Source organism: Serratia sp. AS12, from assembly GCF_000214195.1.
GTDB classification, from domain to species: Bacteria; Pseudomonadota; Gammaproteobacteria; order Enterobacterales; family Enterobacteriaceae; genus Serratia; species Serratia plymuthica.
This window is the reverse complement of the sequence record NC_015566.1, coordinates 1020412-1038338: the sequence shown is the minus strand read 5'-3', so window position 1 is coordinate 1038338 and position 17927 is coordinate 1020412. Positions and strand designations below refer to the sequence as shown.

General features: G+C 56.4%; 22 protein-coding genes. 9 read left to right on the top strand and 13 right to left on the bottom strand.

Annotated features, from left to right (window positions below):
* Nucleotides 1-14: 14 nt before the first annotated feature.
* Nucleotides 15-1376: an esterase-like activity of phytase family protein gene (locus tag SERAS12_RS04795; RefSeq protein ID WP_013811686.1), complete on the bottom strand. Its 1362-nt coding sequence runs from the start codon at nucleotides 1374-1376 to the stop codon at nucleotides 15-17.
* A 445-nt stretch (nucleotides 1377-1821) separates the two neighbouring features.
* Between SERAS12_RS04795 and aqpZ the strand changes: the two genes are divergently transcribed.
* Entirely contained in the window at nucleotides 1822-2517 is a 696-nt protein-coding gene (gene aqpZ / locus SERAS12_RS04790) for an aquaporin Z (RefSeq protein WP_013811685.1), read from the top strand.
* A gap of 57 nt (nucleotides 2518-2574) precedes the next feature.
* Here the strand turns inward: aqpZ and SERAS12_RS04785 are convergent, their stop codons facing one another.
* Nucleotides 2575-3345, bottom strand: a complete 771-nt coding sequence (locus tag SERAS12_RS04785) for a class I SAM-dependent methyltransferase (RefSeq protein ID WP_013811684.1) — start codon at nucleotides 3343-3345, stop codon at nucleotides 2575-2577.
* A 181-nt stretch (nucleotides 3346-3526) separates the two neighbouring features.
* Here SERAS12_RS04785 and SERAS12_RS04780 point away from each other — a divergent pair, with 181 nt between their 5' ends.
* The 3 genes from SERAS12_RS04780 to SERAS12_RS04770 all read left to right on the top strand — a co-directional run bounded on the left by SERAS12_RS04780 (nucleotide 3527) and on the right by SERAS12_RS04770 (nucleotide 5839).
* A complete protein-coding gene (locus SERAS12_RS04780) occupies nucleotides 3527-4312 on the top strand; it encodes a helix-turn-helix transcriptional regulator (RefSeq protein ID WP_041415912.1) in 786 nt (261 codons plus the stop codon).
* Between the two features lie 125 nt (nucleotides 4313-4437).
* On the top strand, nucleotides 4438-5187 hold the full coding sequence (locus SERAS12_RS04775; protein ID WP_013811682.1) for a DUF2076 domain-containing protein: 750 nt from the start codon (nucleotides 4438-4440) through the stop codon (nucleotides 5185-5187).
* A 100-nt stretch (nucleotides 5188-5287) separates the two neighbouring features.
* The gene (locus tag SERAS12_RS04770) at nucleotides 5288-5839 is read left to right on the top strand and encodes a GNAT family N-acetyltransferase (RefSeq protein ID WP_013811681.1); all 552 of its coding nucleotides are present in this window, start codon (nucleotides 5288-5290) and stop codon (nucleotides 5837-5839) included.
* On the opposite strand, the gene SERAS12_RS04765 is transcribed toward SERAS12_RS04770, so the two are convergent.
* The 5 genes from SERAS12_RS04765 to SERAS12_RS04745 all read right to left on the bottom strand — a co-directional run bounded on the left by SERAS12_RS04765 (nucleotide 5836) and on the right by SERAS12_RS04745 (nucleotide 8851).
* Nucleotides 5836-6090, bottom strand: coding sequence for a hypothetical protein (locus SERAS12_RS04765; protein WP_013811680.1), 255 nt, complete (start codon nucleotides 6088-6090; stop codon nucleotides 5836-5838). The two genes, SERAS12_RS04770 and SERAS12_RS04765, sit on opposite strands and share 4 nt — an antisense overlap.
* Nucleotides 6091-6177: 87 nt before the next feature.
* Nucleotides 6178-6642, bottom strand: coding sequence for a thiol-disulfide oxidoreductase DCC family protein (locus SERAS12_RS04760; protein ID WP_013811679.1), 465 nt, complete (start codon nucleotides 6640-6642; stop codon nucleotides 6178-6180).
* Nucleotides 6643-6712: 70 nt separating this feature from the next.
* Nucleotides 6713-7045 carry a hypothetical protein gene (locus SERAS12_RS04755; RefSeq protein ID WP_013811678.1) on the bottom strand — a complete coding sequence of 111 codons (333 nt, stop codon included), beginning with the start codon at nucleotides 7043-7045 and terminating at the stop codon, nucleotides 6713-6715.
* A 175-nt stretch (nucleotides 7046-7220) separates the two neighbouring features.
* Nucleotides 7221-7847 (bottom strand): isochorismate family cysteine hydrolase YcaC, encoded by a 627-nt coding sequence (gene ycaC, locus SERAS12_RS04750; protein WP_013811677.1) that lies wholly within the window; start codon nucleotides 7845-7847, stop codon nucleotides 7221-7223.
* Between the two features lie 122 nt (nucleotides 7848-7969).
* A complete protein-coding gene (locus SERAS12_RS04745) occupies nucleotides 7970-8851 on the bottom strand; it encodes a pirin family protein (RefSeq protein WP_013811676.1) in 882 nt (293 codons plus the stop codon).
* A 126-nt stretch (nucleotides 8852-8977) separates the two neighbouring features.
* Between SERAS12_RS04745 and SERAS12_RS04740 the strand changes: the two genes are divergently transcribed.
* Complete coding sequence (locus SERAS12_RS04740; RefSeq protein ID WP_013811675.1) at nucleotides 8978-9886, top strand: LysR family transcriptional regulator; 909 nt, start codon at nucleotides 8978-8980, stop codon at nucleotides 9884-9886.
* Here SERAS12_RS04740 and SERAS12_RS04735 read toward each other — a convergent pair whose 3' ends face one another.
* Both SERAS12_RS04735 and SERAS12_RS04730 read right to left on the bottom strand, forming a co-directional pair.
* Nucleotides 9887-10270, bottom strand: coding sequence for a VOC family protein (locus tag SERAS12_RS04735; RefSeq protein WP_013811674.1), 384 nt, complete (start codon nucleotides 10268-10270; stop codon nucleotides 9887-9889).
* A 1-nt stretch (nucleotide 10271) separates the two neighbouring features.
* Nucleotides 10272-11054: a DeoR/GlpR family DNA-binding transcription regulator gene (locus SERAS12_RS04730; RefSeq protein ID WP_013811673.1), complete on the bottom strand. Its 783-nt coding sequence runs from the start codon at nucleotides 11052-11054 to the stop codon at nucleotides 10272-10274.
* A gap of 172 nt (nucleotides 11055-11226) precedes the next feature.
* Here SERAS12_RS04730 and SERAS12_RS04725 point away from each other — a divergent pair, with 172 nt between their 5' ends.
* Entirely contained in the window at nucleotides 11227-11844 is a 618-nt protein-coding gene (locus SERAS12_RS04725) for a hypothetical protein (protein WP_013811672.1), read from the top strand.
* Between the two features lie 29 nt (nucleotides 11845-11873).
* On the opposite strand, the gene SERAS12_RS04720 is transcribed toward SERAS12_RS04725, so the two are convergent.
* From SERAS12_RS04720 to pagP, 3 genes are all read right to left on the bottom strand, one after another.
* Nucleotides 11874-12143 (bottom strand): DUF333 domain-containing protein, encoded by a 270-nt coding sequence (locus SERAS12_RS04720; protein WP_013811671.1) that lies wholly within the window; start codon nucleotides 12141-12143, stop codon nucleotides 11874-11876.
* Between the two features lie 113 nt (nucleotides 12144-12256).
* On the bottom strand, nucleotides 12257-12745 hold the full coding sequence (locus SERAS12_RS04715) for a DUF2501 domain-containing protein (RefSeq protein WP_013811670.1): 489 nt from the start codon (nucleotides 12743-12745) through the stop codon (nucleotides 12257-12259).
* Between the two features lie 174 nt (nucleotides 12746-12919).
* Entirely contained in the window at nucleotides 12920-13513 is a 594-nt protein-coding gene (gene pagP, locus SERAS12_RS04710) for a lipid IV(A) palmitoyltransferase PagP (protein ID WP_174270189.1), read from the bottom strand.
* Here pagP and SERAS12_RS26395 point away from each other — a divergent pair.
* Both SERAS12_RS26395 and SERAS12_RS04700 read left to right on the top strand, forming a co-directional pair.
* Nucleotides 13460-13759, top strand: a complete 300-nt coding sequence (locus tag SERAS12_RS26395; RefSeq protein WP_162470424.1) for a hypothetical protein — start codon at nucleotides 13460-13462, stop codon at nucleotides 13757-13759. The two genes, pagP and SERAS12_RS26395, sit on opposite strands and share 54 nt — an antisense overlap.
* A 644-nt stretch (nucleotides 13760-14403) precedes the next feature.
* A complete protein-coding gene (locus tag SERAS12_RS04700) occupies nucleotides 14404-16080 on the top strand; it encodes an alpha-keto acid decarboxylase family protein (protein ID WP_013811668.1) in 1677 nt (558 codons plus the stop codon).
* Nucleotides 16081-16102: 22 nt separating this feature from the next.
* Here the strand turns inward: SERAS12_RS04700 and SERAS12_RS04695 are convergent, their stop codons facing one another.
* Entirely contained in the window at nucleotides 16103-17011 is a 909-nt protein-coding gene (locus SERAS12_RS04695; protein ID WP_013811667.1) for a LysR family transcriptional regulator, read from the bottom strand.
* A 66-nt stretch (nucleotides 17012-17077) separates the two neighbouring features.
* On the opposite strand from SERAS12_RS04695, the gene SERAS12_RS04690 reads away from it, so the two are divergent.
* Nucleotides 17078-17923, top strand: a complete 846-nt coding sequence (locus SERAS12_RS04690) for an alpha/beta fold hydrolase (RefSeq protein WP_013811666.1) — start codon at nucleotides 17078-17080, stop codon at nucleotides 17921-17923.
* Nucleotides 17924-17927: the final 4 nt, after the last annotated feature.

Here is a 17927-nt window from a genome sequence, read left to right as displayed (position 1 = left end):
CCCTGCCACGGCAGTTATTTCAGCGGTTGCGGCAGTTTCAGCACCCACAGTTCGCTCAGTGATTCCGGCTTATCCAGCGGCCGCAGTTCGATGCTCGTCGACACGGCTTTACCGTCAAGGCTCAAGCCACCCTGCTTATCCAACTGGTAATCGCCGATTTTCTTGCCCTTAGGCTCGGCGTTCACCAGCTTGGCCTGCAGACCAAAATCGTTATCGTTAATCACCGCAAGCGTGCGATCGTCGATCAGCGTCAGGCCTTCCACCTTTTCCTGCTGCCAGCCCAATTTGCGCAGATCCACCACTTCGCGCTTTTGCGCCAGCTTCACGCCGCGCTTGGCGAGATCTTTCGCATCGTCAAACTCCAGCGCTTTGTCCTTGCCGTCGAAGGCCGTCAGATCGGTCGCCTGGCTGAGATCGACCAGGTAGATTTTGTTAATCATCTGCTTGTCTTTATCGCTGCCTTGCTCAATCAGCAAGATATGCTGGTTGTCCACCGCCACGATGTCGCCGACTTTGGCATCCTTGGCCTTGTTATAGCTATCGATATCAATCGGGTAGCCATACATCGCCGTTTTGCCGCTGGCCGGATCAAAACTGACCAGGCGAGTAAATTGCGCCTTGTTCTTGCTCTTGCCATCAACGTCCAGCGTGCTCTGCACCGCCGCCAGAATGCGGCCATCCGGCAGGCGAGTGATGCCCTCAAAACCCCGGTTAGGCTGGCGCCACTTGATAATATTCGGCAAGCCTCCGGCCACCGCCTGCTCCCCTTTCTGCGGTGCAGGGCCGTATTTGGCGAGGATCTTGCCTTTACTGTCGATATGGATCAGGAACGGGCCGTATTCGTCGCACAACCAGTAGCCGCCGTTACCGTCGGCCGTGATGCCTTCGGTATCCAGCCCACGCCGATCGCTCGGCAACGTTTTAAGCGTATCGCTCAGCGCCACTTCGTTGGTGGAACCGATCAGTCCGCCCGGCAGCGGCAGCCCGCTGACAGGCCCCTGTTCGTCATGCAATGGGCGCTGATTGCCGGCCACGGCTTTCCCGCCGCCGACGCGAATATCCATCAGCAAGGGAACGAACTGCGGGTTGGCAAAGATTTTGGCTTCCTGTTCACCGACCGCAGGCGCATCGGCGTTAGGACCGCGATCGGTGACGGTGGTCAGCAGCAGATCATTGCCCTCGCGGCCATTGAAAACCAGGCCGGAGCCGATACCTACCGGTAATCCCTGCGGAAAATGCTTGGCGAAAGCGCCCTGATAGCTTACGTGCTCGCCGCCGGGAAAGCTGACGACATAGCGCTCTACCTCAACGTCGGCGGCATAAGAGATCAGAGGAAACAACGAGGTGATTAACAGCGAAACCGGTTTTATTTTCATGGTTATGGCTCAGAGTTAAGGGAGTGAAGTTTGCAGCTTGCTAAGGTATTAACCTGGTGTGACATTCTGATGACAGCCCCGCTAATGTCATGAATCATAGTGCTAATTAAACATCGCAAATAGAAATTAACAATTAACATCGACTAATTGAATGGAAAAATCAGATGGAAAATTAAATTTTTCCAAGGTCGGATTACGCTAACAACAACCCAAACATTTAAGCTTAGGGCAAATTCTTATAAGAAAGATAAAAAATAAACAAACGCGCGAAAATTCTGAAAAATATAGCCGAAGTCGCATAGACAAAACTAATTTACGGGGATTTAATACCCGCCGTTATTAAGGTGCATTAAGAAAATGCTGATAGAAACCTGCATTAATTGAGAAAGGTGTTCTATAGTTTTTAGTGCTAACGATCGTTAGTATTTTCCGTAGGATGGAGTTTATGTCAAAGCGACTATTTGCTGAATTTTTTGGCACATTTTGGTTGGTGTTTGGTGGTTGTGGCAGTGCGGTATTAGCTGCAGCATTTCCACAACTGGGTATTGGTTTTGCCGGTGTGGCACTCGCTTTTGGTCTTACCGTAGTCACCATGGCGTATGCCGTTGGGCATATTTCTGGCGGGCACTTTAACCCGGCCGTTACCGTGGGATTATTTGCTGGCGGCCGTTTCCCAGCCAAAGACGTCATCCCCTATGTGATCGCTCAGGTCATCGGTGGTATCGCTGCAGCGGCCGTGCTGTATTTGGTTGCCAGCGGTAAAGCGGGCTTTGATCCAACCGGCGGCGGCTTTGCTTCCAACGGCTACGGCGAACATTCACCGGGCGGCTATTCTCTGCAATCCGCCATCGTTATTGAATTGGTACTGACCGCATTCTTCCTGATTGTTATTCACGGCGTAACAGATAAGCGTGCGCCGGCAGGGTTTGCCCCTTTGGCTATCGGCCTGGCATTAACGCTGATTCACTTAATCAGTATTCCGGTAACCAATACCTCCGTTAACCCGGCGCGCAGTACCGGCGTGGCAATATTCCAGGGTACCTGGGCATTGCAACAGCTTTGGGTATTCTGGCTGGTGCCGTTAATCGGCGGTGTCATCGGTGGCCTGATTTATCGCTGCCTGCTGGAAGACAAAAAGTAATTAAGCGGTATTTGATTGCGTTTAACAGGGCAGCCCTTATCGGCTGCCCTGCTGTTTTTAAGCTTTCGCCGCCTCAAACATCATAATATCGCTGGTGAAGGATCCATCCGGTTGGATGGCAAAGTGCTGAAGCACGTCTTCAGAAACCCCCTGCTGCAACGCGCGAATGGCGGTGACGAAATGCTCCGGCGTACGCATGCGCGCCACCCAACTGCCGAACTCCAGATACAACCGATCCGAAGTGACCTCCCGCACCACCAGCCCAGCCTCAGTCAGCAGGCTCAACCATTCTCCCGGCGCATAATTGCGCACATGCGAAGTGTCGCGCAGCACCTCAACGGTTTGCAGATAAATATCCAACAGCGGGTGCCCCGGCGACACCACATCCATAAAGATCGCCACGCCGCCCGGTTTCAGCACGCGTTTAACTTCGCGCAGCGCCTGGCCCACATCATGCCAGTGATGCGCCGAGTAACGGCTGATCACCAGGTCAAAGTCGGCATCGTCAAACGGCAGCGATTCCGCCACACCCTGCTGTACCTGAATATTGCCAAACCCTTTATCCACTGCCGCCTGACTAACCACTTCCAGCATCTGTGCGGACAAATCATAGGCCACGACCTGAGCCACTTTCGCCGCCGCGGTAAAGCTGGCGTGTCCGGCCCCACAACCCAGATCGAGCAGCCTGGCATCGGCATGGGGTTCCAGCAATGTTGCCAGACGCTGCAAATCTTTGCCCTGCGCATGCACCGCGCTGGTCAGGTAGGCGCTGGCCTGCTCGCCGAACTGACGATCGACCGCATTTTTATGGCTGTTGCTGATGCTCATGTTTGCTCCTGTTATTGTCGGGGTTGCGCCCGTGCCGGATGGCTTTCTATTAGGGTGTTTCCGTCATTGCACCTGAGCGCCGCTGGCGGTCACAAACAATTACGGGATACAACCCACTATAATCAGGCTGATATACGGGTACAATATAAGCAGTTATCCTAGTATGAGAAAGTACCCCCTTATGCAATCCGAAGCCTTATCCGGCCCCAAAGCCCTCGGCGCCTTTTTGCGCGCCCACCGCGAGCGCATCACGCCAGACATGTTGGGGCTGCCCAGCGCACCGCGCCGCCGCACCAGCGGCCTGCGGCGTGAGGAGTTGGCGCAAATCAGCGGCATCAGCGCCACCTGGTATACCTGGATAGAGCAGGGTCGCGAGGTGTCCATCTCTCCACATACGCTGGCGCGCATTGCCAAAGCGTTACGACTGGGGCATGCCGAACGTCACTACCTGTTTACCCTGGCACGGGTGGCCGATCCCGAACAGGAACAGCATCAGGACATCGCCAACAGCGCCGTTTTGCAAAGCGTTTACCAGGTGGCTGTCCCCTGCTATCTGCTGGATCTCACCTGGAATATCCTTGCCTGGAACCCGCAAGCGGAAACCCTGTTCAGCGGCTGGCTGGGCCAGGCCAAGACGCCCAACCTGCTGCACTTTATGTTTTTTCACCCGCAGGCAAAGACCCTGGTCAGCGACTGGGACGATCGTGCTCGGCGCGTGGTGGCCGAGTTTCGCGCGGAAACCAGCCATCACCAGAATACCGAAGCGATGCGCGCCTTCGTTCGCAACATGACGCACAACAGCGAAGCCTTTAATCACTGGTGGAAACAACATGACGTGATGGCGCGCGAAGGCGGCGAACGGGGGTTCACTCATCCGCTGCAAGGGACGCTGCACTATCGGCAACTGACCTTTCATCCGGCGGAAAACAGCGCTCTGAAGCTGGTCATGCTGATCCCTTTGGCGTAACTGGTAACAAATTCATAAACAGGTTTACTCACCATTTATTTATTGGTTAACACAAACGCGCTAGGGTGATAGCTACCGATGATAATCATCATCAAGCTTTGTTATTTATCTCCTGAGGTAACCCTATGCAATCTGAAGAACAGCGCCTTATCGATGGTTTGTTTGGCCGCTTGAAAGAAGCCGAGACCAAGACAGGCCAGAGGGATCTCCAGGCAGAGCAGCTCATCAACCAGCACATCCGCGAACAACCTTCTGCGCCTTATTATATGGCGCAGGCGATGATCATTCAGGAAGCGGCGTTGAAGCAACTGGACCAGCGGGTAAAAGACCTGGAGAACCAGATTGCTCAGCAACAGCAAAATACCGCCAGCCAACAGAGCAGCGGCGGCTTCCTGGCCGGGTTGTTCGGCGGTGGCAGCCGCAATACGCCAAGCCCGCGCGATCAGTACCAGGCGCAACAGCAGAATAATGCAGCCTGGAATAATCAGCCGCCGGCGGGTTACGCCCCGCAGCAGCAGCCACAACAAGCGCCACAGCAGGCAGCAGCCCCTTCACGGGCCGGCGGGTTCCTGGGCGGTGCATTGCAAACTGCGGCAGGTGTGGCCGGCGGCGTGGTATTGGCCGACATGCTGACCGGCATGTTCCGCCATTCGCAGCCGCAAGAGATTGTGAACATTATCGACGAAACGCCGGTACAGCCAGTGGATGACAGCGCAATGAAAGAGTTTGACGCGTCCAACAACCTCGACACCTTTAACAATGGCGACAACCGCTTCCTGAATCAGGACAACGGCTTCCAGAACGCAGGTTATCAAACCGACGACAGCGACGATTTCTCGGATGACGACTACAGCGACGACGATTCATTTATCTGATTCTGCCCCCCTCTCCGCCTGGTGAGGGGGTTTATGTTTCCTCCCCCGCGCAGCTGGTCTACAGTTAAACCTGTCCAATCACAGCAGGTTACGAGAATCCATGCCCAAGATGATCCCTACCGATCCCTATATCAGCACCCGCTTGGTGATGCGCCCACCGGTGGCCGACGATCTGGCCAGGTTTTACGCCATTTTCGGCGATCCGGAAACCCAGCGCTTCAACCCCGCCGGCCCCGTTGTCAGTGAAGAGCAGGCTAAGCAGGCGCTGACTGAACGCATCGATACATGGCGGCAACGCGGTTATGGCTCTTGGGCGATTGCGCTGCGTGAACGGCCGGAGTGGATTATCGGCTTCGGTGGGCTGTCGTGGCATCCGCTCGGCGCACAGCGCACGGTGAATCTGGGTTACCGCTTCGATACGCAGGTCTGGGGGATGGGATTGGCCACGGAGATGGCGCTGGCTGCGCTAGAATATGGCTTCGAACACCTGGGGCTGGATGAGATTTCCGCCACCGTGCGTGCAAACCATCAGGCCTCACGTCACGTGTTGGAAAAAGCGGGACTGCGTTTGGTGGATACGTTAGACGACGTGCCTGGCGCCGAGCCAAGCCTGATTTATACCCTGATGCGCAGCGACTATCAGGGCGGTTAAACGGAGGCGTCGTCGTTGATTTTCGCCAGCACCCGACGATAGGATTTCACTTTCTTGCGCTTCTTCAACCAGATGGCGGTGGAGACTATAAAAATCACCCCGGACATGGCCATCACTCCAATCGGGTGGCCGTAAAACACCATCAGGGCAAAGTAAACGGCTGAAACGATCGCCACCCATTTCGCCGAATTCCCCACGGCGTTCTTTTCGTGGGTTAGACGGCGGAGATGCTCTTCTTCACTGATTCCCATACGCGCTCCTTTTTTGGCTGATTATTCCATTATATGGAGTCATGATGCTGATATTTCAAGCAATTAAACGGTAAAGAAGCGTAAAGCTCAGCGAGAGCGGCGGGAAGCGGAATGCAGATAACGCCCCGGCAGATCGGCGCCGGGCAAGGCGGTGCCGTCATTGCGGCCAAATAGCCGATAGCGATTGCTCGCCACCGCATTGTAAACCCCATCGGCCAGCCGTTGCGGCAGAAAGCGCGCCAACGCCAACAGGCGAAATGGCCAACCAAGCTGGCGCAACGCCTGAAAAAACGCAGCCGAACGCAGCCAATGGTGCCCCTGCTCAAGATAAACGATGGAGTCGACAGGGTCAGTAGGCAACCCTAACCAGCTCAGGATCGCCTGCCCTTCCGCCGATTGCACCGTCGCCAACAGGATTTTGGCTTGCCGATCGGCGCGGATCAGATATCTCACCAACCCATGGCAAAGATTGCATTCGCCATCGAACAACAGCACCCGATCGCCAGGCCGTAGATAAGAAGAGAGATTAGGGGGGAATTTTGGCGAATTCATCCTGCCTCCTGAGGTAATCACCCCAGACTAGCGCGCATTCCCCCCCAGAGCCAGCAGACTGATGCGGCGTTTAAGGGGCCGGCGGGGCTGGAGGTGTATCCGGCAATGCCACGACCGAGATTCGTACTTCATAATGCTTGGCGCTGCCGGCCGGGATCACCGAGGTCAGCTTATTGATGGTTTCGGTCGGGTTGTCGCTGGCGGAGGTAGCGCAGAACACCTCCCCACCGTGACAGAAGCCAGGCTTCGGCATATGCCCCTCCGGGAAAGGCGGCAAGCGGAAGTCTTGTCCTGCGGGCGGAGCATTTTTATCTGTCGGAGCCGGAGCGGAAAGTGCGCTGACGCTGAACAGCGTCGCGGCTGCCAGGAAAGGCAGTGCCAGTACTTTGCATGCATTTTTCATGATATTGACCTCATTTGCCGGGATTAGGTTTAACCTACCCCGCCCCCGGCAGATGAGAAAGCCGCTTTTCACGACCTTTTCACACCGATGATCTTTGCTTACATCCTGACGCCAACGTGGTCAAAGCTTAAGGATCTTGTAAAGACACATCGGTATTTGCATCCCGCTCGTCGTCTTATTTACCGCGTGTCAGCGTGCTGTAACTGGTCATCAGGTTACGGTAGTCCGGGATATGATTGGAGAACAGCGCGCCCAACCCTTCCACATCGTTACGCCAGTCGCGATGCAGCTCGCAGGCCACGCCGAACCAGGTCATCAGCTGCGCGCCTTCGGCTTCCATGCGGCTCCAGGCCGACTGACGCGTCAGCTCGTTGAAGGTGCCGGAGGCGTCGGTGACCACAAACACCTCAAAACCTTCGCTGAGGGCAGACAGCGCCGGGAACGCCACGCACACCTCAGTGACCACGCCGGCGATAATCAGCTGTTTGCGGCCGGTGGCTTTTACCGCTTTTACGAAGTCGTCGTTATCCCAGGCGTTAATCTGCCCCGGACGCGGAATAAAAGGTGCGTCAGGGAATTGTGCCTTCAGTTCCGGCACCAGCGGGCCGTTCGGCCCCTCTTCGAAACTGGTGGTCAGGATGGTTGGCAGGTTGAAATACTTCGCTAAATCACCCAGCGCCAGTACGTTGTTTTTAAAACGATCGGGATCGATATCACGTACCAGCGAAAGCAGCCCTGCCTGATGATCCACCAGCAATACGGCGGCCTGATCCTTGTCGAGGCGTTTGTAATTTGCAGTCATGGTTTACTCCTGTTGGGTTTTGATTATTGCGGATATAGCGCCCCCGGCCACAACGCCGGGAGCGCAGAGGTTTAAGTGTAGTATCTGACCCGGAGAACTCGTTCCGGGCCAAGAGGGATGGCTTAGCTCGCCCCGTACTCTGCCGCCATAGTGCCGAACTTGCCGCCGTTGAAATCGCTGAAAGCCTGCTGGATCTCAGCGTCGCTGTTCATCACGAACGGGCCGTAGCCGACGATAGGCTCATCGATCGGTTCGCCGCTCAGCACCAGCAAGGCGACATCGTTGTTGGCTTCGATAGTGATCGAATCGCCCGCACGGTCAAACCTGACCATTTGGGTTTCGCGCACCACTTCCTCGCCGTTAACATGAATGGCACCGTGCAGCATCACCAACGCCAGGGTATGGCCTTCTTCCACCGTCAACGTGGTGGTGTAGCCGGCGTTCAGCTTCATGTCCCACACATTGAGCGTGCTGAAGGTACGTGCCGGACCGGCGTGGCCGCCAAAGTTACCGGCAATCACCCGCACCTGCCCTGCGCCGTCCGCCAGCGGAACCACCGGGATATCCGCATTCAGCAGCGTCTGGTAGCCCGGCTCGGCCATTTTGTCCTTGGCCGGCAGGTTGACCCACAGTTGCACCATTTCCATGGTGCCGCCGTTGCGCGAGAAATCCCGTGAATGGAACTCTTCGTGCAAAATACCCGAGGCGGCGGTCATCCATTGCACGTCGCCGGGGCCAATCACCCCGCCGCTGCCGGTGGAATCGCGATGCTCCACTTCGCCCTGATACACGATGGTCACCGTTTCAAACCCGCGATGCGGGTGCTGGCCAACGCCGCGGGTGCCGGAGGCAGAGCGGAATTTGGTTGGCGCGGCATGATCCAACAGCAGGAACGGGCTCATTTCCGCCCCCAGATCGTTATAGGAGAACAGCGAATTCACCAGGAAGCCGTTGCCGACCCAATGTGCTTCAGGGCTGTCGTAAATACCGAGGATCTTTTTCATCTTGAACTCCTGTTTCAGGTCTCGCGACCTTACGTTGATGCCAGAAGTCTAATTGAATGCCATTTGCCGCAGTAGTAGGCAAGATGTACACTCAGTGTTCTATAGATAGAACGATAAGGACGGGCGATGTTCACCGATTTGAACGATCTGTTTTATTTCGCCAGCGTGGTCGATCACCAGGGATTTGCACCTGCCGGCCGGGTGTTGGGCATCCCTAAGTCCAAGCTCAGCCGCCGCGTGGCGCTGCTGGAAGAGCGCCTGGGCGTGCGCCTGATCCAGCGTTCAACCCGGCGTTTCTCCGTCACCGAAGTCGGCCAGAACTACTACGTTCACTGTAAGGCGATGCTGGTGGAGGCCGACGCCGCGCAGCAGGCCATTGAGCAAACCCGCGCAGAGCCCTGCGGCACGGTGCGCATGTCTTGCCCGGTGGCGCTCCTGCATACCCGTGTCGGCAGTATGGTAGCGGCCTTTATGGCCGATTACCCCAAAGTGACGGTCCATCTGGAAGCCACCAATCGCCGGGTGGACGTCGTGGGCGAAGGCCTGGATCTGGCGATCCGCGTGCGGCCGCCGCCGCTGGAAGACAGCGATCTGGTGCTGAAGATCCTGGCTCAACGCATCTGGTACATCGCCGCCAGCCCTGCGTTGGTGCGAACCCTTGGCCCGGTGCAACGGCCTGACGAATTGGATAAATACCCGACGCTCGATCTTGGGCCGGCGCGGGCACAGCATCAATGGCAACTGACCGGGCCGGCCGGTGAGAAAGTGGAATGGGAACACAGGCCGCGGCTGGTTACCGACGACATGCTGATGCTGCGTACCGCAGCGATTGCCGGCGTCGGCATTGTGCAGTTGCCGTCGATGATGATGCGCGACAACATGCTGCGCGGTGAGCTGGTGCCATTGCTGCCAGACTGGCAACCGCAAGGCGGCGTTGTGCATGCGGTCTATCCGTCACGCCGTGGGCTGCTGCCGGCGGTGCGGTTGCTGCTCGACTATTTGTCCCGGCAGTTCGCGATCCTCGAAGAAGAGTGATCAGGCGGTAATTTCGATGGCGTTACCGTCCGGATCGCGGATGATCGCCTCATAAAAACCATCGCCGGTCCAGCGCGGCGGCGCCTGCAGGATCCCCTCCTGCCGGGCGCGCTGCGCCAACAAATCGACCTGGCCCTCATCGCCGACCGACAACGCGATATGCGCCCAGCCTACGCGCTCATTGGCCTGTTCCGCCGGCAGCAGATCCGGCAGGCACATAATTTCCAACTGCGGGCCGCAAGCCAGGCTGACAAAGCGGGAAACAAAACCCGGGCGGTTGCGGCTAACGTATTCCTCGCCGACAACGCCGTTGAAATAGCGCTGCCAGAACGCCATCTGGGCATCAATATCGCGGGTCCACAATGCAACATGGGCTATTTTCATCTCAGTCTCCGTTAGGTGAATCGCCATACAACACCTTGCCGCCTCCCTGGATCACCTGCTGTTCGAGTTGCGGATGCCCGCCGCTCACGGTGACCAGATAATCGACTCGCCCGGCGGGCAAAAAGCTATAAGGGGCGAAGGTGTTGAGTTTGTCGCGGGTGCACAACACCGCGACGTTGCCCGAGCGCGTCAGCAGGCGCTGCTTGAACTGGGCATCCTGGTAATTGAGCGCCGAAAAACCACTGGCCGGGTCATAGGCGCAGATGCCGATAAAGGCCATATCAAAATGAAAACCGTCAATTTCCTGCGCGGCTTTCGCATCCACGCAGCCGCCCACCTCGGCATCCAGTTCGCCACCGATTAAAATCGTGCGGATCCCCGGCCGTTCCAGCATTTTACCGGCGATGGAAAGCGCGTTAGTGACGACGGTCAGCCGCTGGTCGCGCGGCAGCAGGTCGGCCAGATAAAGATGGGTGCTGCCGGCATCAAGGAAAATGATCTGCCCCTGCGTGACCAGAGCCCGCGCGGCCAGCGCCAGCGCCTGCTTCTCATCGCCGCTTAAATGCAGCCGTTCACTCATCGGCCCGGATGCCGGCGTGGGTGCCAACGCGCCGCCATAGATGCGCTTACACAGGTTTTGCGCCGCCAACTGGCGCAGATCGCGCCGAATGGTGGCTTCGGTGGTATTCAGGCGTTCCGCCATTTCAACCGCCAGCACCCGCCCCTGGCGCTGCAGGGTCGCGAGGATCGCGTCATGACGTTCATTGGGTAACAGTTTGGACATTTTCAGGCTCAAGGTGAACAATCGATCACAAATGTACACAAATGAACAAAAACGTACAACAATCAGGGGAAAGAAAAATGCCGGAGAGGGATTTTCGTTGGCGAGATGTTGGCTATACTGAGGCAAGCATCGTTACCGCAGAACGTAACGGCTTGGGCGCTAAGGGAAAAAGATGCTGTCGAAAATCGCGAAGTGGCTATTTCAATTGCCGGGCAGGCTGTTCGGATCCATCTTCAGGAATCGCCTGACGATTTTTATCTTCTTTATGCTGATTGCCGCTGGGGTATTCAGCGCCAAACGCTATCTACGCACACATCAAAATGACGATGAATTTGTGATGAACACCCCCATCGATTACAACCGGGCAGCCCTTCGTGAAATGCCGTTGCGCGAAGCGCGTGAACAGTGCGGCGGGCCGTTGCACGACAATGCCGGGCAAGCCTGGCCAGCCTCGGCAGGCTATCTGCATCAGCCGGAACGCCGGGCCGATACCGGCCTGCATCGTCTGACGCTGGACAATCAAGGCAACGATTTTGCGGTGTTGGTCAGGCTGGAAACCCCCGCAGCGCCGCAACAGCTGGCGGAGGTGTTTATTCCCGCCGCCGGCAACTTCGATGTCAAAATCGATTCAACAGCGGAACACGTGATGAAAATCAAGAACATCAAGAGCGGCTGCAACTTCCGCTCCAGAGCGTTCACCCTGAGCAAAGACAGCGATTGGCGGATGCCGCTGAAGATGGGCTCGAACAGCGGCATCGAGTTCCAATCCATCAGCGATCGCGAGTTCTGATACGGCACCAGATAAATGCGCCTATGCCGTCAAGTTGACTTCTTCACCGGGTGATCGCGGCGGAACAGTTCCCAGCTATCTGTTTCCTGGCCGTTCGGCAAGGTGCAAGTAGAATACTGGCCGTCGGCGTTTTGCCTGGCGTTCAGCTTGCCGCCGATCTCGGTGCAATAAACGTCTGCCGGGTTGGCCATCCCGATCGGTTTCACCTGCGGCTGTGGTGGCGCATCGGGCGTTTTCATCGCGCAACCCTGTAGCAGCGTCCCCCCTGCCAACAGGGAAATCATCAGAATTTTTTTCATTTTTGCTCTTATAAACCCCGATGAATTTCACGTTGCAGCCAACAACGCTGCGGTTTGAAAGACGGCGGGGAAATAAAAACGGCGGGTGGCCGTAGCCCCCGCCGTTCAGGCTATCAGGAAATAAAGGACGCGCCCTGTTTAAGCACCAGATCGCAGGCTTTTTGCTTCACTTTTTCGGTGATTTGCGAAACGCCCAGGTTGTTCAGATCCAGGCTCTTGCCTTCGCCGGTTTTCAACAGACCACCCAGCCCTTGCTGGTAGTCCTGGCTCTTGGCGTTTTCCGTGCTGCTGATGCCTAACTTACTCAGCAATTGGTCTTTCACCGCTTCAGTGCCATTGGCCGACAACACATTGTTTTTCACGCAGTATTGCAGGATGCCGGCGGCATTGGTCATGCTGCCGGAACTCAGCGCTTTATCGCCGCCATTCAGCAGGCCGGTCAGCGAAGACAGCGAGGTGCCGCCGGTGCTGTCCCCTGACGACTTACTGAGTTCACCGGCGGCGCTGCTGATGGAATCCATCAGTCCGGCAGCCTGCGCTGCCCCGCAGGTCATAGTCGTGGCCAAGGTCAGCGCCAACAGTAAACGATGTTTGGTATTCATGGGGGTAAAGCTCCTGTTATTTCCCGAAAACGGCGCGCTCTACGCAATGCGCCGGGTCACCTCTTCCGACGCCACCGGTGCCGACAAGTTCCTTTTATCTGCAACAGCAGCCGTTTTTCAGAATTCAGGTAATTTTGGGGTGGAAGAGCAGCGGACCCAACGGCCCGCTGGAAATCAGAACTGCCAGCGCAGCCAGGCGAAGAACACGTTGCCGTTGTTGTAAGTGCCGGGAATGTAGGTCGCCTGGAAGGTCAGCTGTTTATAGCCGATCGACGCCAGCGGCAACGGCGCCGGGATAGGAATGTAGTTCCAGTTATCCCGCGCGGTAATGCTGGCGGTAAAGCCCAACCCCAGGCGGAAATCCTTGTCATCCAGCGGCCGCCAGATTTTCTCGTAAGCGTAACCGCCGATCGGTTCCCACTTGTTGAACGAATCCTTGAACGCCATCAGATAGATACCGTGCCAGTCACCGTCGCTATCGTAGCGCGAGATACCATAACCGGCGCCCCAGGGCCGCTCATTGTACTTGTCGATGTGCTCGTCATCGTAAGTCCAGCGGTTATGCCAGGTGATGGCCGGCAGATAGATGTCTTTATTCGGCGAATTATTCCAGGTTTCCGACACGTTATCGGTGAAACGTTGCCACAGCCCCGGTTTTTCAGCCTGTACGGAATTGCTATTTCCTGCACCAACCTCTGCGTAAGAAGGTAGTGCATGAAACATCAATCCCATAGAGCAAGCCAAAATTGTCCGTTTAAAAAACATCATAAAGCTCCTGTAAAATTAAGGCCGGGGATTCTTACCGATCGCATTAGCAAGATCAAGCTGTATCTTATTTATCCAAGATCTTTTTCCCACCTCATTGCAACTTGGTTAAGTTTAACCGTCGGCAAGGAATATCATTTCGTGGGTCCTGTTCCGGGCGCTCAGCCTACTGATCTCCCAATACCCCGTCTGTCGGAAAACTCCGCAATAATGGAGGTCTCCGCCGCGTTGGCCGATCTTCGTCTTTAAGCAAAGTGTAGCGAAATCGTTACTGTCGTCCGAAACAGGAATGTGATGGCCACCCCATTTGCACCGCGGCTGAAAGCCCGCTGGGCGGGCAGCCCCCAGCAAACAGATGGCTCGCCAGATATAGATCCCCTGTAAAGGTGCCATTACATCAAAGCACTATTGAAGATAATCTTTCATCGCCTGCGGATAACAACCTGCAATTTAATGAGCCCCACACCAGAGATACTTAAAAAGAGTTATTTATTGCGGTAAGCAAAGCGGGAAAAGCAAAAAAGTCGCGGCAATAAAAAATGGGGATTAACCCTGCCGGCAAAAGTACCGAGAGATTGCCGAACGCCCCATTATCTGCGCGCCCTATCCCGATTTTACTGCTCAATCAGATTCAATGAAAAATGCCACCCCCCAATAACCTTATTTTTAATATTGATTACTGACAACGTAAACCCCCGAATACAATCCCGCCGTTTACCACGCCACAGCCCCAACTTGAACAAGTGGGGTGTTTAAATAATGGTTAAAACCAGCGAGAAAAAACCGTTTGCACCAGAGCGGCGTATTGATTCATTCGCCACACAACATCGCCGGCAATGTATTTTGCTGATTTCTGCCTGATAAAAGAAAAGAGATAAAATCCGGAGAAACACATGAAAATCACTATTGGAGCCTTTATTCTGCAACAGCTCCGTACCCTGAGCATCGATCGTATTTATGGCGTGCCCGGCGATTATAACCTGGCGCTGCTGGAACTGATTGAGCAGCAAGGCGAACTTGAATTTATCGGTAATTGTAACGAACTGAACGCCTCTTATGCCGCCGACGGTTATGCGCGGTTGAAAGGTGCCGGAGCGCTAATCACTACCTACGGCGTTGGCGACCTGGCCGCGCTGTCCGGCATTGCCGGCGCCTATGCCGAATCCGCGCCGGTGATCTGCCTGTCCGGCACCCCGCCGCTGCATGCGATGAAAAACCATGCACTGCTGCACCACACGCTGGCGGACGGTAACTTTGATAACGTCATGAACTGCTTTAAACAGTTCACCGTCGCCCAAGCGTTAATCACACCGGAAAATGCGGCAGTGGAAATTCCGCGCGTTATTTCCCGCGCCTGGACGGAAAAAAAACCGGTTTATTTACAGTTGCCTTCCGATATTTGCGATGTGGAAATTGAAATAGCCCAGATGAGCACCCCACCGCAATTACCGCAAAGCGACCAATATAATGTCCAACTGGCGGCGATGGCGCTGCTGGCGCGCATCAACCAAGCGAAAAAACCGATTATTCTGGTCGACCAAATGGTGGATCGCTTTCAGCTACAGCAATTAGTGATCGAGGTCGCCCATAAATTTGCGATCCCACTCACCAATATGCCGACGGCAAAATGCATTATCCCGGAAACCACCGCGGGCTGGATGGGTGGCTACAGCGGCGACCTGTCGCGCCCCGAGTTGTACGAGCACATGGCGAAAGCCGACTGCGTGCTGACCTTCGGCGTACGCCTGGTCGATTCCACCACCGGTTATTTCTCGCATCAAATCCCTGCCGGCGCGCAGATTGATATTCAGCCTTTCTCGCTGAAGCTGGGCAATACCTCCTACCCGGCGGTAGCGGCGGCGGACCTGCTGCAAGCACTGCTGGTGCTGGATAAAAGCATAACGGCCCCGCCGCTGGCACCGCTCCCCGAACAAAAGCACAGGCTGGCGACGCCGGGCGAAGCGGCTCTCGATCAGGCCTATTTCTGGCAACGGATGCAGCGCTTTATTCAGGCGGATGACGTGCTGGTGGTGGAGAACGGCACCTCAGGGGCGGCGATTGGCGGTATGCGCATGCCGGACGGCGTGAAAGTGGTTAATCAGCCGATCTGGGGGTCGATTGGTTATACCCTGCCGGCGCTGCTCGGCACCCTGATGGCCGCGCCAGATCGTCGGCACCTGCTGTTTATTGGCGATGGCTCCTTCCAGCTCACCGCCCAGGAGATCTCTACCCTGCTACGCTATGAGCAAAAGCCCATCATTTTCCTGATTAATAACGACGGCTATACCATAGAGCGCTACATTCTCGGGGAAAATTCGTCTTACAACGACATTGGCCCCTGGGATTACGCCAAACTGCCGGCGGTACTCAACACTCAGGCTACGCCGTTCAGCGTGGCGGTCGAAACCACTCAACAGCTGGAGCTGGCGCTGGAACAGGCTTCGCGCCAGGATCGGCTGGCCTTTATCGAAGTGAAGGTGCCGATGATGGATACCCCGCCGGTGATGAAAGAGTTCTGCAACCGCTGCAATAACTTCAACTTCGGCCTGACCAACCCGCGCCGCGCATAACCGCGCCGTTATCCGCCGCTTCTCAGGAAGCGGCTGTTTTCCCCAGTGCCTGTACGATCCGCTGTTGCAGCCTTTGCAGCAGCGGATGATGCCGCTTGGCCCCCAGGCGCAGCGCATTCACCACTTCGGGCAGCGGCATGCTGCGTTCAAACCCGGTATCGACTTGTACCCGACGATCGAGACATTGCTGGCTGAGCAGGCCAATCCCCATGCCCGCAGAAATGGCCACCAGCATGCCGGCAATCGAAGGGCACTCAACGCAGACCCGGTAATCGATGCCCGCCGCGCTCAGGCGATCCTCCGCCAGACCGCGGTAAAAACAGTCCGGCCCGTAGCTTACCAGCTTCACTCTTTCGCCCGGCTGATAATGCCACCCAAGCGGGACGCACCAGTGAATGCGCTCGCTTTCCAGTGCCACATCCTCGGCGCTCAGGGCATCGCGGAACTGCTGATGCAGCACCAGGTCAAGATCCCCTTTCGCGAGAGCAGCACGCAATACCTGGCTTTGTTCAATCACCAACTGCACGTCAACCTGCGGATGCTGATGGGTAAATGCCGTCAGCAAAGCGGCCAATTGGGCCAGCGGCATCTGTTCCGTGGCGCCAAAACGCACCACGCCCTGTAATGATGAAGGTGAAAAGTGGGCCAGCGCCCGATCGTGAGCCTGCAGAATACGCCGCCCGTGCAGCAGCAGCGCCTCGCCGTCGGTGGTGGCGGTCAACACACCGCCCTGACGATCGATCAGAATGCGCCCCAGTTGTTCCTCCAGCCGTTTGATTTTCCAGCTCACCGCCGACTGGCTGAGATTGAGCTGTTGCGCGGCGCGCGTCATGCTGCCGGTATCAATGACGCTTTGCAGCGCCCGTAATGCATCGATGGATAAACGCGGGGTCATCAGCACGCCATGACAAAAGTGGGATTTACCAACCATAACTTGTCATTGGCGTCATGAAAAGAGAATGAGTAGGTTGGGTACAGCCAACCCCATGGAGAGATCATGATGAACGACTTCCCTACCCTGCTCGATCGGCACATTATCGTCGGTGGCCATCGCATTGCTGCCGGCGTGCACGGTGCAGGCGATCCTCTGGTGCTGGTGCACGGTACGCCCGCCCACTCGATCATCTGGCATAACCTGCTGCCCAGGTTGACGTCTGCGGGCTTTCAGGTCCACCTCTACGATTTACTGGGTTTTGGCGCGTCAGAGCGCCCGCTGTCAGCAGACACGTCGATTGCCGCACAGGCGGAGTTGCTGATTGGCCTGCTGGATCACTGGCAACTGGATACCGCCCACGTCTTTGGTCACGATATTGGCGGCGCGCTGTCATTACGTGCGGCGTTTAGCCATGCGGAGCGCTTTCGCTCGCTGACCATCGCAGATATTTGCAGCTACGATTCCTGGCCTTCGCCCACCTGGCGCGGTATTCGCGATAACTATCGTCAGTACGCCGTGATGGACGAGCGGCAGCATGAGCAAACCCTGGAGCGGCAACTGAAAATGGCGGTGTTCGACAAATCGCTGATGGAGGGAGAATTATTGCAGCGCTATCTGGCGCCGATCGTCGGCGTGGTCGGCCAACCGGCGTTCTATCAGCAGCAAATCGCCCATTACAACGCCCGCTATACTGAGGATTTCGCACAACGCCTGCCCGAACTGTGCCTGCCGGTGCAGATCCTGTGGGGCGAAAACGATGAATGGCAACCGGTCAGTTACGCCTACCGTTTGCAGGCCCACATTCCCGATGCCAGGCTGCAGGTGATCCCCCGCGCAGGGCATTTTGTCATGGAAGATGCGCCGGAGACGGTGGCGCAACGGTTGGCGGCATTTATACATTCACTATAAACGG

Bases quoted from the DNA above. Each gene is read 5' to 3' on its own strand.
- SERAS12_RS04785 (WP_013811684.1), bottom strand. From the start codon at position 3,345: ATGAGCATCAGCAACAGCCATAAAAATGCGGTCGATCGTCAGTTCGGC.
- pagP (WP_174270189.1), bottom strand. From the start codon at position 13,513: ATGATGTTTTTTAAACGGACAATTTTGGCTTGCTCTATGGGATTGATG.
- SERAS12_RS04700 (WP_013811668.1), top strand. From the start codon at position 14,404: ATGAAAATCACTATTGGAGCCTTTATTCTGCAACAGCTCCGTACCCTG.
- SERAS12_RS04795 (WP_013811686.1), bottom strand. From the start codon at position 1,376: ATGAAAATAAAACCGGTTTCGCTGTTAATCACCTCGTTGTTTCCTCTG.
- SERAS12_RS04765 (WP_013811680.1), bottom strand. From the start codon at position 6,090: ATGGGAATCAGTGAAGAAGAGCATCTCCGCCGTCTAACCCACGAAAAG.
- SERAS12_RS04715 (WP_013811670.1), bottom strand. From the start codon at position 12,745: ATGAATACCAAACATCGTTTACTGTTGGCGCTGACCTTGGCCACGACT.
- SERAS12_RS04760 (WP_013811679.1), bottom strand. From the start codon at position 6,642: ATGAATTCGCCAAAATTCCCCCCTAATCTCTCTTCTTATCTACGGCCT.
- SERAS12_RS04725 (WP_013811672.1), top strand. From the start codon at position 11,227: ATGCTGTCGAAAATCGCGAAGTGGCTATTTCAATTGCCGGGCAGGCTG.
- SERAS12_RS04755 (WP_013811678.1), bottom strand. From the start codon at position 7,045: ATGAAAAATGCATGCAAAGTACTGGCACTGCCTTTCCTGGCAGCCGCG.
- SERAS12_RS04690 (WP_013811666.1), top strand. From the start codon at position 17,078: ATGATGAACGACTTCCCTACCCTGCTCGATCGGCACATTATCGTCGGT.
- SERAS12_RS04730 (WP_013811673.1), bottom strand. From the start codon at position 11,054: ATGTCCAAACTGTTACCCAATGAACGTCATGACGCGATCCTCGCGACC.
- SERAS12_RS04775 (WP_013811682.1), top strand. From the start codon at position 4,438: ATGCAATCTGAAGAACAGCGCCTTATCGATGGTTTGTTTGGCCGCTTG.
- ycaC (WP_013811677.1), bottom strand. From the start codon at position 7,847: ATGACTGCAAATTACAAACGCCTCGACAAGGATCAGGCCGCCGTATTG.
- SERAS12_RS26395 (WP_162470424.1), top strand. From the start codon at position 13,460: ATGAAACATCAATCCCATAGAGCAAGCCAAAATTGTCCGTTTAAAAAA.
- SERAS12_RS04740 (WP_013811675.1), top strand. From the start codon at position 8,978: ATGTTCACCGATTTGAACGATCTGTTTTATTTCGCCAGCGTGGTCGAT.
- aqpZ (WP_013811685.1), top strand. From the start codon at position 1,822: ATGTCAAAGCGACTATTTGCTGAATTTTTTGGCACATTTTGGTTGGTG.
- SERAS12_RS04745 (WP_013811676.1), bottom strand. From the start codon at position 8,851: ATGAAAAAGATCCTCGGTATTTACGACAGCCCTGAAGCACATTGGGTC.
- SERAS12_RS04770 (WP_013811681.1), top strand. From the start codon at position 5,288: ATGCCCAAGATGATCCCTACCGATCCCTATATCAGCACCCGCTTGGTG.
- SERAS12_RS04735 (WP_013811674.1), bottom strand. From the start codon at position 10,270: ATGAAAATAGCCCATGTTGCATTGTGGACCCGCGATATTGATGCCCAG.
- SERAS12_RS04780 (WP_041415912.1), top strand. From the start codon at position 3,527: ATGCAATCCGAAGCCTTATCCGGCCCCAAAGCCCTCGGCGCCTTTTTG.
- SERAS12_RS04720 (WP_013811671.1), bottom strand. From the start codon at position 12,143: ATGAAAAAAATTCTGATGATTTCCCTGTTGGCAGGGGGGACGCTGCTA.
- SERAS12_RS04695 (WP_013811667.1), bottom strand. From the start codon at position 17,011: ATGGTTGGTAAATCCCACTTTTGTCATGGCGTGCTGATGACCCCGCGT.